A 14,082-nucleotide genomic window follows, 5' to 3' on the forward strand; every position below is an offset into this window, starting at 1 on the left:
ATGGAAAAGTTTGATTTAAAGGGATTTAAACAAAAGTTGCTCTTAGCTCCAGATTTTAAGTCTTATGTTTTTGGGCTCTTTACTCCTTGGAATGTGATAGCAGGAATAATTTTGCTTTTTGGTTTTTACGCGATGGTTTATAGGCTTATTTTTGGCCTTGGTCCTGCGACCAACTTAAATAACGACTATCCTTGGGGGCTGTGGATAGCCTTTGACATTTTAGCAGGTATCGCCCTTGCAGCTCCTGGGTTAACCTTAGGAACTGTGGTATATCTTTTTAGACTGAAAGATTACAAGAGTTTTGCCAGACCTGCCATCCTTTCAAGCCTGTTAGGATATGTTTTTGCGGTTATAGCCCTTCTTTTTGACCTTGGAAGGTATTATCGGGTGTTTTATCCTATCGTTTGGTCCTGGGGTTTAGAATCGGTGCTGTTTTTAGTTGGTTGGCATTTCTTTCTGTATATCATCATCTGTGTGGTTGAGTGGTTCCCTTCCTTTTTTGAATGGTTAGGGCAAGAAAGGTTGAGAAACTTCTTTTCTTCCTTGGGGATTTGGGCTACGGCTTTTGGGGTGATCATAGCCGGTGGCCATCAGTCAGCCTTAGGAGCACTTTTTTTGATAGCTCCAACCAAGCTACATCCCCTCTGGTATTCTCCTTTGTTGCCTCTGTTTTTCCTTATTACAGCAGTATTAGGTGGAATGGCTGTGGTGGTGATAGAAAGTGCGATTACCCATAGATATTTTAAACATCAGCTAAAAAGGTTTGACCAAAAGGCATTTGATAAAAAGACCCTTGGTCTTGGAAAAGCTTTGGCTGTAGTTTTGACGTTATATCTTCTTCTTAGGGGATTGGACCTGTTCCATCAAGAAAAACTACACTATATAAATTTAAGTTCTACCTATGGAGTCCTTTTTGTGTTAGAACATTTGCTTTTTGGTGTAATTCCATTGATTTTACTTTTATGGGCCGTAAAGGAAGAAAAACCTTTTTGGGTTAGGATATTGTCTTTTTGGATAGCCCTGGGGATAATAGTTAATCGTCTGATCGTCTGTTTGATTGCCTATAACTGGTATATTCCTTGGTCTCAAAAATACTATCCCTCTTGGATGGAGGTTGCGCTTTCTCTTTCGATGGTTGTGTTAATCATCTTGTCTACCAGGTTTATGATAAGAAGACTTCCTATCCTTTCAGACTAATCGCTGTCCTTTTTGGGACAAACTTTAGTCCAAATAGGTTAATCGTTTAGGAGAAAGAGTCTTTATAGGCAAGTAAGTTTGTTTCTGTTTTTAGGCATAAATTTTGTTATTAAACTCCATAAAAACTTGGGGTAAAAAGCAGGCAGGGGAGGGCATATGAAAAAACAGGTGTTTTCTGTATGTGGGATGTGTTCTGCAAGGTGTCCTATAAGGGTTGAGGTAACAGATGGAAGGATTACCTGGATAGAGGGTAATCCCTATGCAGCTGGTATCGAGGGTTCAATGTGTGCCAGGGGCTCTGCTGGGTTGGTTCACGTATATGATTTTGAGCGTCCTCAAGGTCCTATGGTAAGGATAGGGGAGAGAGGGTCAGGAGAGTGGAAAAGGGTTTCTTGGGATGAAGCTTTGAACTATATTGCCAACAGACTTTCTGAGATAATTGGTAAATACGGACCTAAGTCAGTGGCTCTTTTAGACCGAGGAGGTGGTCTTTTTGGAGAAATGCAAAGGGTTTTTATCAAGGCGATAGGTTCTCCTAACTATTTTAACCATGATGACCTGTGTAGAAAAGACGCAGATTTAGCACTTCAAAGTTTAATCGGTATTCCGAGAAATCAAATAAGTTATGATTTTGCTAACGCCAGACATATAGTGTCCTTTGGTAGGGCCTTTTTTGATGCAGTGGTGGTTAAAGAGGCTAACAATGTGTTAAAAGCCTTAGAAAAGGGAGCTAAACTTACCTATTTTGACCCAAGGGTAAACGTAACTGCCACCAAGGCAACACGATACTTAAGAATCAGACCTGGGACAGACTATGCTGTAGTACTGGCTTTGATCCATCAAATTTTAAAAGAAGATTTATACGACAGGGATTTTGTAAATAAATACATGTTGGGTATTACAGATTTAGAAGAATTTATAAAACCTTATACTCCAAAGTGGGCTGAAGCAGAGTCTGGAGTTCCTGAGTACCAAATCATAAAATTGGCAAGAGAACTTTCTGAGGCTAAGCCAAGGGTGATAATCTATCCTTACTGGTTTGGTGCAAGGTATACAGATTCTTTCTATTATGCCAGGGCAGTCTGGATATTAAACTTTTTACTTGGGAATTTGGAACAAAAAGGAGGTTTGATTTTAGCTAAATCTCCTAAAGAGGTAGGGGCTCAACCGTTAAAAAGTCTCTTAGACCCCATTCCAGCCCCTCAAGATAAACGAATTGAGGCTGAATTAGGTAAGGGATTTTTGTATGATGGAGCTGGCCATATCTTACATCTATACAAAGCGATCAAAACTGAAGAACCCTATCCTATAAAAGCACTTTTTGTGTATAGATATGACCCCTTTGCAGGGATGCCGTTAGAAGATATTAAGGAAATCACCAGGAAACTTGAACTTTTAGTCCATATTCCTGTAGATTATGGTACTACCAGTTGGTTTGCCGATGTTATCCTTCCAGAATCAACCTATCTTGAAAGGGATGACATCATTGGTTTACAGAGAGGGGCTAAACCTGCTTTTATTTTAAGAAGGAAGGCCATCGACCCGGTTTACGATACCAAACCCAGGTGGTGGATTTTTACCCAGTTATGTAAAAAGCTTGGTTTGGAAAAATACGTCCCCTATGAAAGTATTGAGGACATCTGGAATTATCAATTAGAGGGTACAGGGATAAAAATCGAGGACTTTGAGGCTAAGGGTTTTGTTTCGCTTTGTAAGGAGCAGGTTCTTTATTCTCGGGATCAGCTAAAGTTTAAAACTCCTTCCGGAAAGATCGAAATTGTTTCTTCCAAGATGCAAGAAAGAGAGGTACCAATCTTTTATCCTTATAAAACTCCAGAGAAACCTAAGGTAGAAGAGGGAGAGTTTAGACTTATTTTTGGAAGAGCAGCCATGCATACCCATGTTAGGACCCAGAATAATCCGTTATTGAATGAAATCAAACCAGAAAACGAACTCTGGATAAACGACGAGGTAGCAGAAAGATTAGGGATAAAAGATGGGGATTGGGTAGAGGTTTCCTCAGGAGACTATACAGGAAAAATCAAGGCCAAAGTAACTCCTTTTATCCATCCTGAGGCAGTGTTTATGGTAAGAGGATATCAAAATGACATTCCCTGGCTAAGCAGGGTTTATGGTAAAGGGCTTAACGAGGGAAGATTGCTTAAAGGAGCTTTTGATAAATTTGCATTAGGAAGCCATACAGGTGTTCTTTTTGAAAACTTTGTAAAAGTCAAAAAAGCTTAAGAAGGAGGGGAGTTATGAGCCTTTATTATATATATCAGGACCACAACAGATGTATCGGTTGTTTTGCCTGTGAAGTTCACTGTAAAACCAACAAAGGGTTAGGCCCTGGGCCAAGGCTTTGCAGGATCATCCCAACCGAAATCAAAGCTATAAACGAACAGGTGGTTCAACGGTTTATCTTTATGCCCTGTTTTCATTGTGAAGACCCCTGGTGTGTAAAAGCCTGCCCCACAGGAGCTATGCAGAAAAGGGCTAAAGATGGAATAGTTTTTGTAGAACCAAATCTTTGTGTTGGTTGTAAAAACTGTATCACTGCCTGTCCCTGGGGTATTCCTCAGTTTAACCCAGAGACCGGGAAAGTAGTTAAGTGTGACTATTGTAAAGACAGGATTGACCAGGGACTTTTACCTGCTTGTGTGTCTAAATGTACTACCCATGCTTTAAAATGGGTTTCAACTCAAGAAGCTTCTACTATTAAAAGAGAAAAGTTTGTAAAGGAAGCCTATGCTAACCTCTATTAAGATGGAAAACCCTACGGTTGAAATAGCAGACGGGGTAAAGTTGGTAAAGGGGACTGATAGTGTCCTTCTCACCACCCTTGATAAACTCATAAACTGGGGCCGGGCAAATTCGCTTTGGCCCCTTACCTTTGGGCTTGCCTGTTGTGCTATAGAGATGATGGCAGCCGGTGCCAGTCACTATGATTTTGATAGGTTAGGGGTTCTTTTTAGAGCCTCTCCTCGTCAAGCAGATTTGATGATAGTAGCCGGAACGGTTACCTATAAAATGGCTCCGATTGTGAGAAGGCTTTATGATCAGATGCCAGAGCCTAAGTTCGTTATTGCGGTAGGTAGCTGTGCCTCAACCGGAGGAATTTTTCAAACCTATAGTGTTTTGCAAGGGGTAGACCAGATCCTTCCGGTAGATGTTTACATACCTGGTTGTCCACCAAGGCCAGAGGCTTTTTTCCAGGGGATTATAAAATTACAACAAAAAATTTTAGAAGGTTATAACAAATGAAAGGGTATGTTTTAGAACAGATAGAACCCTCAAAGTTTGTTTTACAGATGGGTCCTCACCATCCAGCTACCCATGGAGTGTTAAAGCTTTTTTTAGAACTTGAGGGGGAAAGGGTTGCCCGCTGTAGGCCTGAGGTAGGGTATCTTCATCGAGGTATAGAAAAGCTTGCTGAGACTAAAACCTATCCTCAAGTTGTACCTTTAACCGATAGGTTAGATTACATCGCAAGCATGATAAACAACGTAGGTTATTGTGTGGCTGTTGAGAGACTTTTAGGGATAGAGCCTCCTCCAAGAGCTAAGTTTCTCCGTACTATGGTCTGCGAATTGTCAAGGATTAGCAATCATTTACTTTGGTTAGCTACTCATGCCCTTGATATAGGTGCGATGACAGTCTTTCTTTATTGTTTTAGAGAAAGAGAACAGATCCTCTGGTTTTTAGAAGAAATTTGCGGAGCAAGGCTTACCTTTAGTTATCCAAGAATAGGAGGAGTAAGGATTGATGTAGAAGAAAAAACCTTAGAAAAAATAGACAGGTTTATCGATGGATTTTTTCAAAAAATAGATGAATACGAGGGTTTGCTTACAGAAAACAGGATTTGGATAGCCCGTACCAGAGGGGTTGGAGTTATAAATCCTGAAGATGCTATAGCTTATGGTCTTACAGGTCCCAGTCTTAGGGGTTCGGGAATAAACTATGATGTAAGAAAACATTTCCCTTATGACGCATACAGTGAGGTAGATTTTGAGGTCCCGGTAGGAAAACACGGAGATACCTATGATAGATATTTATGTCGTGTCCAAGAGATGAGGCAATCTGCTAAAATAGTTAAACAATGTATTCAGAAAATGCCAGAAGGAAGTATCCTGGCAGAAAACGCTATAGAGTTAGACCTTCCCCCTTCTGGTAAAAAAAAGCTTCATCCAGAAGGTTGGTCTACCGGTGCTTTTATTTCTTTTTTAAAAGAGAAGGAACCTCTTTTACCTGAAGGGGAAATCTATTCAGCAGTAGAAGGGGCAAAAGGAGAACTTGGGTTTTTTATCATAAGTGATGGGTCAGGGAGACCTTACCGGGTAAGGATTAGGGTGCCCTCTTTTATACATATTTCAGCCATTCCTAAGCTTGCAGAGGGTCAGTTTTTGGCAGACGTGGTAGCCATCATCGGAACCCTTGATATCGTTATGGGAGAGGCTGATAAATGAAACAACTGTTAAAAAAGATCTTGTTGATAGACCTTATAAAAGGGCTTTTAATCACCTTAAGAACCATTTTTACCCAGCCGGTTACCATAAGATACCCCAAACAAAAAAGAGAGATCGCTCCAGGTTTTAGAGGAAGACATGCCTTAGTTAGAGACCCTGAAACAGGTAAAGAGAGATGTGTGGCCTGTTTAAGATGTGCAAGAGTTTGTCCTTCTCAGTGCATCTACATCGGATACAAGGAAGATGAAACCTCAGGAAGAAGAGTGCTTACTAAATATGAAATTGAGGCCTTTAGATGTGTTTATTGTGGATATTGTGTAGAGGTATGCCCTGTAAATGCTATCGTCCTTACTGAGTTTTATGAGTATGCAGCATACGATAAAGAGGAAAATTACTTTACCAAAGAAAAGTTACTTCAAAACTGGGATGAGTTTTTAAGTCTTTATAAGCACCAAGAATATATAAACAAATTCTGGTATCTAAGAGGGATAGAAAGGATAAGACTTCCTTATGAAAAAAGGTTTCCTACCCCTATCAGGATTAAAAAGGAGGGTTAGCCTGTGACCCCAGGTACTTACTTACCGATAAAATACTTGCCTGTTTTTTTGATGTTAATTTTGGCTACCATTTTTAGTGTGGCCGCGATTTTTATAAATCAATTGCTTAGTCCAAAGAAAAAGACCGCTGTGAAACTTATGGCCTATGAATCAGGTAATTTGCCTTCAGGAGAGGTAAGAGAAAGGTTCTTCATCGGTTATTATGTGTTAGCTATCCTTTTTGTGGTGTTTGACGTGGAGTTGGTCTTTCTTTTTCCTTGGGCCTTAACCTTTAATAGCCTTGGTTTCCTTGGTTTCTGGGGGATGCTGTTTTTTATCTTTCTTATTTTGTTAGGCTATTTTTATGAGATCAAAAAGGAGGCTTTGGAATGGTTGAAGAGATCTTAAAGGACCTTCAACAGCAATTTAAAGAAGAAATTTTAGAGATAGGAGAGTTTAGAAAACAGAAGTTTTTGGTGGTAAAAAAAGATAAAGTAAAAGCTGTTTTAAGGTGGCTTAAAGAGAATTGGAGTTTTAACTATCTGCAAGACCTTTTTGGGGTAGATTTTTTAGGGAAGATCCCTCGTTTTGCGGTAGTTTATCAGCTTTATAGCCTTCCTAATAAGGTTCAGCTTAGGATAAAAGCCCTTATCGATGAAGAAGACCTTACCATAGACAGTGTAGTAGACCTTTGGCCTGTTGCCAACTGGTTAGAAAGGGAATGCTATGACATGTTTGGGATCGTTTTTAAAGGGCATCCAGATTTAAAAAGGATTTACATGCCAGAAGACTGGAAAGGTTATCCTTTGAGAAAAGATTATCCTGTTAAAGGGGAAGGCCCCTGGGATGGAGTAAAGGACCTAATCCGTTAGACTTAGGGAGAAGGACAAACCATGGATAGAACTTTAGATTTTTATCAGTTTGGTTTTTTGGTTTTAAAAACTGTATTTATCTTTGCTATAACCTTGGTGCATGTGGCCTTTACCACCTATGCTGAAAGAAAGATAATCGGAAGAGCTCAGGCACGTTTTGGTCCAAAAGAAGTAGGACCTCATGGTATTCTTCAGCCTTTAGCTGATTTTTTAAAAATTTTCGGAAAAGAAGACATAATCCCTCAATCTGCCTATCAACCGGTATTTAAGATAGCTCCGATCATAGTTTTTGCTTTTACCGCGGTTAATCTTACGGTCATCCCTTTTGAGCAAGGTTTTATTTTAGCAGACCTCAACGTAGGAGTTCTTTTTATTCTGGCTTCAGCCAGTTTGGCTGTATATGGTATTATCCTTGCAGGCTGGTCCTCTAACAGCAGATATTCCTTTTTAGGTGGACTAAGGTCAGCTGCTCAGGTGCTAAGCTACGAAATCGCTCTAACCTTAAGCTTAGCCTCGGTAGTTCTTATGGCAGGATCTCTTAAGCTGAGCGACATCGTCGTTGCTCAGCATAACTCCCTTTTTGGTTTTTATGCCATACCTCAGATAATAGGTTTCGTGGTTTTTGTGATCGCTGCCTTTGCTGAAACCAACAGAACCCCTTTTGACCTTCCTGAGGCAGAAACCGAGCTGGTTGCTGGGTATCTAACCGAATATAGTGCTTTTAGGTATGCCTTGTTTTTCCTCGGAGAATATACAGCTATGTATATCATGGCAAGCCTGGCAGCGCTGTGTTATTTAGGTGGATGGACCGTTCCTAAATATGTGATGGCTATTCTTCCTTTTTTGAAGTGGATACCAGGATGGGTGTGGTTTTTGTTAAAGGTGTATCTTTTTATCTTTCTTTATATCTGGGTTAGGGCTACTTTCCCAAGATACAGGTTTGACCAGTTATTAAGTCTTGGATGGAAAGTTCTAATACCTTTGGGATTTGTGAACCTTTTTATTACCATCTTGTTTAAAAAGTTGTTTGCATAGGAGAAAAGGATGGTTCTACAAGGTCTTTTTCTTTATTTTGCCTTGATGATTTTAGGGACAGGGATTTTAGGTATTACTCAGAAAAATCCTGTAAAAAGTTTGCTCTGGATTTTATTAACCTTTGTGCATTTAGGAGGGTTGTATCTTTTACTTAATGCAGAATTTTTAGCGGTGGTACAGATTATAGTTTATGCAGGGGCGATCTTGGTGATGTTTTTGTTTGTCATCTTTCTGTTAGACCTGAAAGAGGAAGAAAAAGGTGAGGTGTTTTTAAAGTCTTGGCAGTTAAGAGTTTGGGCTATTCTTTTGCTGGTGTTTTTTTTAGTAATAGGTGGTTTGAATTATAAGATTTTTTATCAAGGTCCTTATACCATAGAGTTTATAGAAAAGGAAGGACACAGTAAAGCCTTAGGCTTGGTTCTTTTTAGCGACTATGTTTATCCTCTTATTTTGTTAGGGTTTATCCTTTTAGTACCCCTTATTGGGATAGGGATAATGCTTTTCGGGAGGAAGAAGGATGGTTCCTCTTAATTGGTATCTTATTTTAAGCTTTTGTCTTTTTGGGATAGGTCTGGTAGGTTTTCTTATCAGAAGAAACCTGATAATGTTACTTCTTTCTATAGAGATTATGCTTAATGCAGTCAATCTTTCTTTAGTGGCTTTAGGCCATTATTTACAAGACATAAGACCTCAGGTTATGGCGCTTTTTATCATAGGGTGTGCTGCTGGAGCTGTAGCTGTGGGTCTTATTCTCTTGGTTATAACCTATCGTAATAAAGCAACCTTAAAAGTAGACGAATTCAATTTATTGAGGGAAGACTAAGATGGTAGTAGAAACCTCTATCACACCTTTACTCTGTGTGCTGGTTTCTCTTTTAGCTATACCCTTTATCATCGCTACCGGAGAAAGGAATCCTAACTTAAGAGAATTCTGGTCTGTTTTGGCAGGTATAATCAAATTTATCTTGGTTTTATCGATGGTCCCTGAGGTAGTTTCAGGAAAGATTTTAGAGTTTGAAGTCTTCTCTATACTTCCTGGTATTTCCTTGAAGTTTAGAGTAGATGCGATGGGACTACTTTTTGCCCTTGGAGCCTCATTTTTATGGATCATTACTACGTTTTATTCTATAGGATACATGAGGGGGCATCACGAACAAAAACAAACTCGATTTTATGCTTGTTTTGCCGCTGCCCTTTCCTCTACCATAGGGGTTGCTTTTTCTGCCAACCTTTTTACGATGTTTTTATTTTACGAAGCCCTTACCTTTGTAACCTATCCTTTAGTGGCTCATCATGAGACACAAGAGGCTCGAGCCGGGGCGAGAAAGTATGCCATTTATTTGATAGGTTCTGCTAAGCTGTTTTTGGTAGCAGCCATAACCATCACCTATCTTTTAGCAGGTACCCTTGAGTTTCAAAAAGGAGGAATCTTCCCTAGCCATATAGTAGAGGCTCATCGAGGACTTTTAAGTGTACTTTTTCTTATGTATTTTTATGGATTTGCCAAGGCTGCAGCCATGCCTTTACATGGTTGGCTTCCTGCGGCGATGGTGGCACCTACTCCGGTTTCTGCCCTTCTTCATGCGGTAGCGGTGGTAAAAACCGGGGTTTTTACCGTGTTAAGAACCATATTTTTTGTGTTTGGTCAAGAAACGATGAAACTTCTTTATACCAAGGATTTGGCTATTTTTATAGCAGCTTTTACCATTACCACTGCTTCGATCATCGCCCTTACCAGAGATAACTTAAAAGCAAGGCTTGCCTATTCAACCGTTAGTCAACTTTCATACATCTTACTAGGTGCTCTTTTGCTTACCTATCATGGTACTATCGGAAGCATTATCCATATCTCTAACCATGCCTTTGCCAAAATAACCCTCTTTTTTTGTGCTGGCTCTATCTATGTTTGTGCTCACAAAACTGAGGTTAGTCAACTCGACGGTATAGCGAAAAAACTACCTATTACCATGGCCTCTTTTACGATAGGAGCACTTGGTATGGTAGGTATCCCTATGGTAGGAGGCTTTATTACCAAATGGTATCTCCTTCTTGGTACCATAGAAGCCCATAATTTTTGGACCTTAGTTGTCCTTCTTTTTAGTTCTTTACTTAATGCAGGCTATTTTTTTCCCATAGTTTATAGAGCTTATTTTAAGGAATATAAGGGAGAAGGGCATGAAACCCATCATCCAGTCAAAGAAAACCCTTTTATGGCTACTACCCTTTTGATTACAGCTATCATCAGCGTTATTTTAGGTCTTTATCCGGACTTTTTAATAAACCTTGCTAAGGAGGTTATTAGGTGAGCTTGCCTCAGGAAAATGGAGCCCAAGAAAGACAAATACTAAAACATAACCCCTGGCCAGGATACAAAAGGGCATTTTACATAGTTTTTACCATTGCTGTTTTGTATTTGTTTTTCATCTTTTATCTGGGATACAGGCCTCACTAAAGGGGGGTACCTTTATGCAAGAAGAAAAAAAAGGTTTTTTTGATTATCAGGAAAACGTTAAGAGGTTTTTAAGAGGGTTTTATCTATTTTTGGTGCTGGTAGTTTTAATAGACCCTTTTATCCATAAACATGCTTATTTCGGTTTTGATGGTTATCCTTCTTTTTATGGAACCTTTGGTTTTGTAGCCTGTGTGTTGTTGGTGTTAGCAGCAAAGCACATTTTAAGGCCTCTGGTAATGAGGAGGGAAGACTACTATGATGATTAACATACCCCCTGCACTCATCCTCATCTTTGGAAGTTTGTTAATCCCTTTTTTAAGAGGTAGGCTTAGGAGCGTTTATATAGTAGGATTACCGCTTTTGACTTTTTTCTATGTAATTAGTTTGTCAGAGGGTATCTCATGGGTTTTTAAGGTGCTTGATTTAGAGCTTGTTTTAAAAAGGGTAGACAGGTTGTCTTTGCCTTTTGGGTATATTTTTTCTTTAATTTCGGTTATAGCTGCCATCTACAGCCTTCATGTTAAAGACAACCTTCATTTAGTATCTGCTTTTATCTATGCAGGTGCAGCTTTAGGGGTGGTTTTCGCAGGAGACTTAGCTACACTTTATGTTTTCTGGGAGATTATGGCCTTAGCTTCAACCTTGGTCATCCTTACAGCTAGGAATAAAAAAGCTATTTCTGCAGGTATGAGGTATCTGTTGGTTCATTTAGCCGGAGGTTTATTGCTTTTAGGAGGTATGGTACTCTGGTTTAAACAAACAGGTTCTCTTAAGTTTGAATATATCGGGTTGAATTATCAAGATTTAGCTTCTTGGCTTATCTTTTTGGGTTTTGGGATTAACGCTGCCTTTCCTATCCTTCATGCCTGGCTTCCTGATGCTTATCCTGAGTCTACCGAAACAGGAACGGTCTTCCTTTCTGCTTTTACAACCAAGACAGCAGTCTATGTTTTGGCAAGAGGTTTTTACGGGACAGAGCTTTTAATCTATATAGGGGCTTTGATGACCGCTTTTCCTATATTTTATGCCGTGATCGAAAATAATCTCAGGCGAGTGCTTTCCTATAGCCTTATAAACCAGGTTGGATTTATGATCACAGGTATTGGGATTGGGACCCAACTTTCTTTAAACGGTACAGTAGCCCATGCCTTTTGCCATATCCTGTATAAAGCCTTGCTTTTTATGTCTATGGGGGCAGTGCTTTATAGAACTGGGAAGATTAATGCCACTGACCTGGGGGGATTATATAAGTATATGCCTCTTACGACGATATTCTGTATCGTTGGTGCAGCTTCTATTTCTGGTGTTCCTTTAACCAGTGGTTTTGTTAGTAAGTCTATGATAGTTTCTGCCGCTGGTGAAGGAGGAATGCTATTTATATGGTTGACGCTTTTATTTGCTTCTGCTGGTGTATTCCATCACTCGGGAATTAAAATTCCCTTTTTTGCCTTTTTCAGCCATGACTCTGGCTTAAAACCTAAGGAAGCCCCTACTCATATGTTGGTAGCCATGGGAATAGCGGCTTTTCTATGTGTGGCTATAGGTATTTTCCCTGGAACGCTTTATGGTATCTTACCTTATCCTGTAGATTATAACCCTTATACCCCAGCCCATGTAATCGATCAAACACAGCTTCTTGCTTTTTCGGCCTTAGCCTTTACCCTACTTATGCTTTCAGGCCTTTATCCTCCTGAAATCAGATGTGTAAACCTTGATACCGACTGGTTTTATCGCAAGGCCACAGCTGGGTTTTTGTTTTTGGCAGAAAAGGTGATCGCTAAGATAGACTACCAGATAATCGGTGAGGCTTACGAAAAAATCTTTGTAAGAGGTATGTTAGCCTTAGCAAGGCTTTCTAAAAAATTTGATACTTCTGGGGTTGACAAAAGTTATCATAACTTAGCCAAAGGATCTTTAAAGTTAAGTGAGATTATAAAAGTAATCCAAACAGGAAAGGTTTCAGATTATGCCTTTCTCATGATCATAGGTTTGATAACCCTTTTGTTAATTTTGGTTTTACCGATGCTTTCTTAAAGGGGTGAGTAGATGGGTGAATTAGGCTTTCCAACCCTTTCTTTTCTTATTTTCTTTCCTTTGTTAGGGGCTGCTTTGATCTTTCTGGTTAAAAAAGAGAGTTTGGCTAAGTTTATTGCCTTAGGGACTACCCTGTTAAACTTGGTCTTTGGTATTCCTTTGTGGACAAATTTTGACAAAACCAATCCACAGTTTCAATTTGTAGAAACCTTTTGGTGGATTCCTTTCTTAAACGCTTACTATAAGGTCGGGATAGATGGAATAAGTTTACTTTTTGTTATGTTAACCCTTTTAATCAGTGTTTTATGTGTGTTGTGTTCCTGGACAGCTATTAAACAAAGGGTAAAAGAGTTTTATGCTTTACTTTTGATGATGGAAACCATCATGTTAGGTGTTTTTTGTGCGTTAGACATGTTTTTGTTTTATGTCTTTTGGGAAGCGATGCTTATCCCGATGTTTTTGCTTATAGGTATCTGGGGTAGTCACAACAGAATTTATGCCTCGGTTAAGTTTGTAATCTTTACCTTTGCTGGTAGTGTGTTGATGTTAATAGGAATTATCGTGCTTTATTATGCAGGAGGAAAGACTTTTGATGTCATAGAGCTTTCTAAAGTTCAATTGCCTGTAAACCTTCAATACTGGCTGTTTTTAGCCTTTTTTGTAGCTTTTGCCGTGAAGGTTCCTATGTTCCCTTTCCATACCTGGCTTCCTGATGCCCATACAGAAGCCCCTACCGCAGGTTCGGTTATTTTAGCAGGTATTCTTCTTAAAGTTGGGGCCTATGGATTTTTAAGGTTTACCATTCCTTTCTGTCCAGAAGCAACCCTTGGATTAAAAGAGGTAATGCAAATAATTTCTGTTATAGCGATTATTTATGGAGCCTTAGTCACCCTTATGCAAACAGACTTTAAACGTTTGATAGCCTATTCCAGTATAAGCCACATGGGTTTTGTTACGTTGGGTATCTTTACCCTAAATAAAGAAGCTATAGAAGGGGCAATCCTTCAAATGATCAATCACGGTATAGTCACCGGTGCGCTTTTTATGTGTATAGGTGCTATCTATGAAAGAACACACACAAGAGACCTGAGTAAATATGGAGGACTTGGAGAGGTTGTTCCGATTTTTGTGTTTTTCTATACCCTTTTTTCTGCGGCAGCCATAGGTTTTCCAGGCACTAACTCTTTTATAGGGGAATTTTTGATAGCCCTTGGTGTTTTTAAAGACAGAATCCTTTTAGGAGCTTTTTTACCTCTGGGATTTGTCTTGGGAACCGCTTATATGGTTTGGCTTTATTATCGGGTTGTATTTAAAGAGGTGCCTGCTGAGATTAAAGACCAACTTTATGACCTCAACCTAAGAGAAGTGCTAATGTTTATACCTTTAGTGGTCTTGGTTTTTATGATAGGTTTTTATCCCCAGGTGCTTTTAGGTGTGTTAAAGGACTCGGTGATACAAATCATCAATTTTCTAACCTAAGGCCTTTAGAA

Annotated in this window: 16 protein-coding genes; all 16 read left to right on the forward strand. The window is 39.4% G+C overall.

The genetic code is table 11. The features are described 5' to 3' along the window. On the forward strand, positions 1–1,197 hold the full coding sequence (gene nrfD / locus PWP26_RS02255; RefSeq protein ID WP_051754610.1) for an NrfD/PsrC family molybdoenzyme membrane anchor subunit: 1,197 nt from the start codon (positions 1–3) through the stop codon (positions 1,195–1,197). Positions 1,198–1,353: 156 nt separating this feature from the next. After that, positions 1,354–3,441 (forward strand): molybdopterin-dependent oxidoreductase, encoded by a 2,088-nt coding sequence (locus tag PWP26_RS02260; protein ID WP_038061370.1) that lies wholly within the window; start codon positions 1,354–1,356, stop codon positions 3,439–3,441. Positions 3,442–3,455: 14 nt separating this feature from the next. Beyond that, positions 3,456–3,962: a 4Fe-4S dicluster domain-containing protein gene (locus tag PWP26_RS02265; protein WP_038061373.1), complete on the forward strand. Its 507-nt coding sequence runs from the start codon at positions 3,456–3,458 to the stop codon at positions 3,960–3,962. 1 nt (position 3,963) lies between these two features. Next, complete coding sequence (locus PWP26_RS02270; protein WP_081856540.1) at positions 3,964–4,461, forward strand: NADH-quinone oxidoreductase subunit B; 498 nt, start codon at positions 3,964–3,966, stop codon at positions 4,459–4,461. After that, entirely contained in the window at positions 4,458–5,663 is a 1,206-nt protein-coding gene (locus PWP26_RS02275) for an NADH-quinone oxidoreductase subunit D (protein WP_022855753.1), read from the forward strand. The genes PWP26_RS02270 and PWP26_RS02275 overlap by 4 nt, the downstream gene beginning before the upstream one ends. Then, entirely contained in the window at positions 5,660–6,220 is a 561-nt protein-coding gene (gene nuoI / locus PWP26_RS02280) for an NADH-quinone oxidoreductase subunit NuoI (RefSeq protein WP_028841148.1), read from the forward strand. Before PWP26_RS02275 ends, nuoI begins: the two co-directional genes overlap by 4 nt. Before the next feature lie 3 nt (positions 6,221–6,223). Then, positions 6,224–6,607 carry an NADH-quinone oxidoreductase subunit A gene (locus tag PWP26_RS02285; RefSeq protein WP_022855751.1) on the forward strand — a complete coding sequence of 128 codons (384 nt, stop codon included), beginning with the start codon at positions 6,224–6,226 and terminating at the stop codon, positions 6,605–6,607. Further along, a complete protein-coding gene (locus PWP26_RS02290; protein WP_028841146.1) occupies positions 6,589–7,071 on the forward strand; it encodes an NADH-quinone oxidoreductase subunit C in 483 nt (160 codons plus the stop codon). The genes PWP26_RS02285 and PWP26_RS02290 overlap by 19 nt, the downstream gene beginning before the upstream one ends. Positions 7,072–7,092: 21 nt before the next feature. Beyond that, complete coding sequence (nuoH, locus tag PWP26_RS02295; RefSeq protein WP_301398884.1) at positions 7,093–8,106, forward strand: NADH-quinone oxidoreductase subunit NuoH; 1,014 nt, start codon at positions 7,093–7,095, stop codon at positions 8,104–8,106. A 9-nt stretch (positions 8,107–8,115) separates the two neighbouring features. Next, positions 8,116–8,637, forward strand: coding sequence for an NADH-quinone oxidoreductase subunit J (locus PWP26_RS02300; RefSeq protein WP_301398885.1), 522 nt, complete (start codon positions 8,116–8,118; stop codon positions 8,635–8,637). Then, on the forward strand, positions 8,624–8,929 hold the full coding sequence (gene nuoK, locus PWP26_RS02305; RefSeq protein ID WP_301398886.1) for an NADH-quinone oxidoreductase subunit NuoK: 306 nt from the start codon (positions 8,624–8,626) through the stop codon (positions 8,927–8,929). The genes PWP26_RS02300 and nuoK overlap by 14 nt, the downstream gene beginning before the upstream one ends. Before the next feature lies 1 nt (position 8,930). Then, on the forward strand, positions 8,931–10,412 hold the full coding sequence (locus tag PWP26_RS02310; RefSeq protein ID WP_287567882.1) for a monovalent cation/H+ antiporter subunit D family protein: 1,482 nt from the start codon (positions 8,931–8,933) through the stop codon (positions 10,410–10,412). Beyond that, positions 10,409–10,558 carry a hypothetical protein gene (locus PWP26_RS02315; protein ID WP_156874783.1) on the forward strand — a complete coding sequence of 50 codons (150 nt, stop codon included), beginning with the start codon at positions 10,409–10,411 and terminating at the stop codon, positions 10,556–10,558. Before PWP26_RS02310 ends, PWP26_RS02315 begins: the two co-directional genes overlap by 4 nt. Positions 10,559–10,572: 14 nt before the next feature. Beyond that, entirely contained in the window at positions 10,573–10,824 is a 252-nt protein-coding gene (locus tag PWP26_RS02320; RefSeq protein WP_028841142.1) for a hypothetical protein, read from the forward strand. Beyond that, positions 10,814–12,592 (forward strand): Na(+)/H(+) antiporter subunit D, encoded by a 1,779-nt coding sequence (locus tag PWP26_RS02325; RefSeq protein ID WP_028841141.1) that lies wholly within the window; start codon positions 10,814–10,816, stop codon positions 12,590–12,592. The genes PWP26_RS02320 and PWP26_RS02325 overlap by 11 nt, the downstream gene beginning before the upstream one ends. Positions 12,593–12,604: 12 nt before the next feature. Then, a complete protein-coding gene (locus PWP26_RS02330) occupies positions 12,605–14,071 on the forward strand; it encodes an NADH-quinone oxidoreductase subunit M (protein WP_287567884.1) in 1,467 nt (488 codons plus the stop codon). Positions 14,072–14,082: the final 11 nt, after the last annotated feature.

The organism is Thermodesulfobacterium sp. (genome assembly GCF_030445475.1).
Taxonomy (GTDB): domain Bacteria; phylum Desulfobacterota; class Thermodesulfobacteria; order Thermodesulfobacteriales; family Thermodesulfobacteriaceae; genus Thermodesulfobacterium; species Thermodesulfobacterium commune.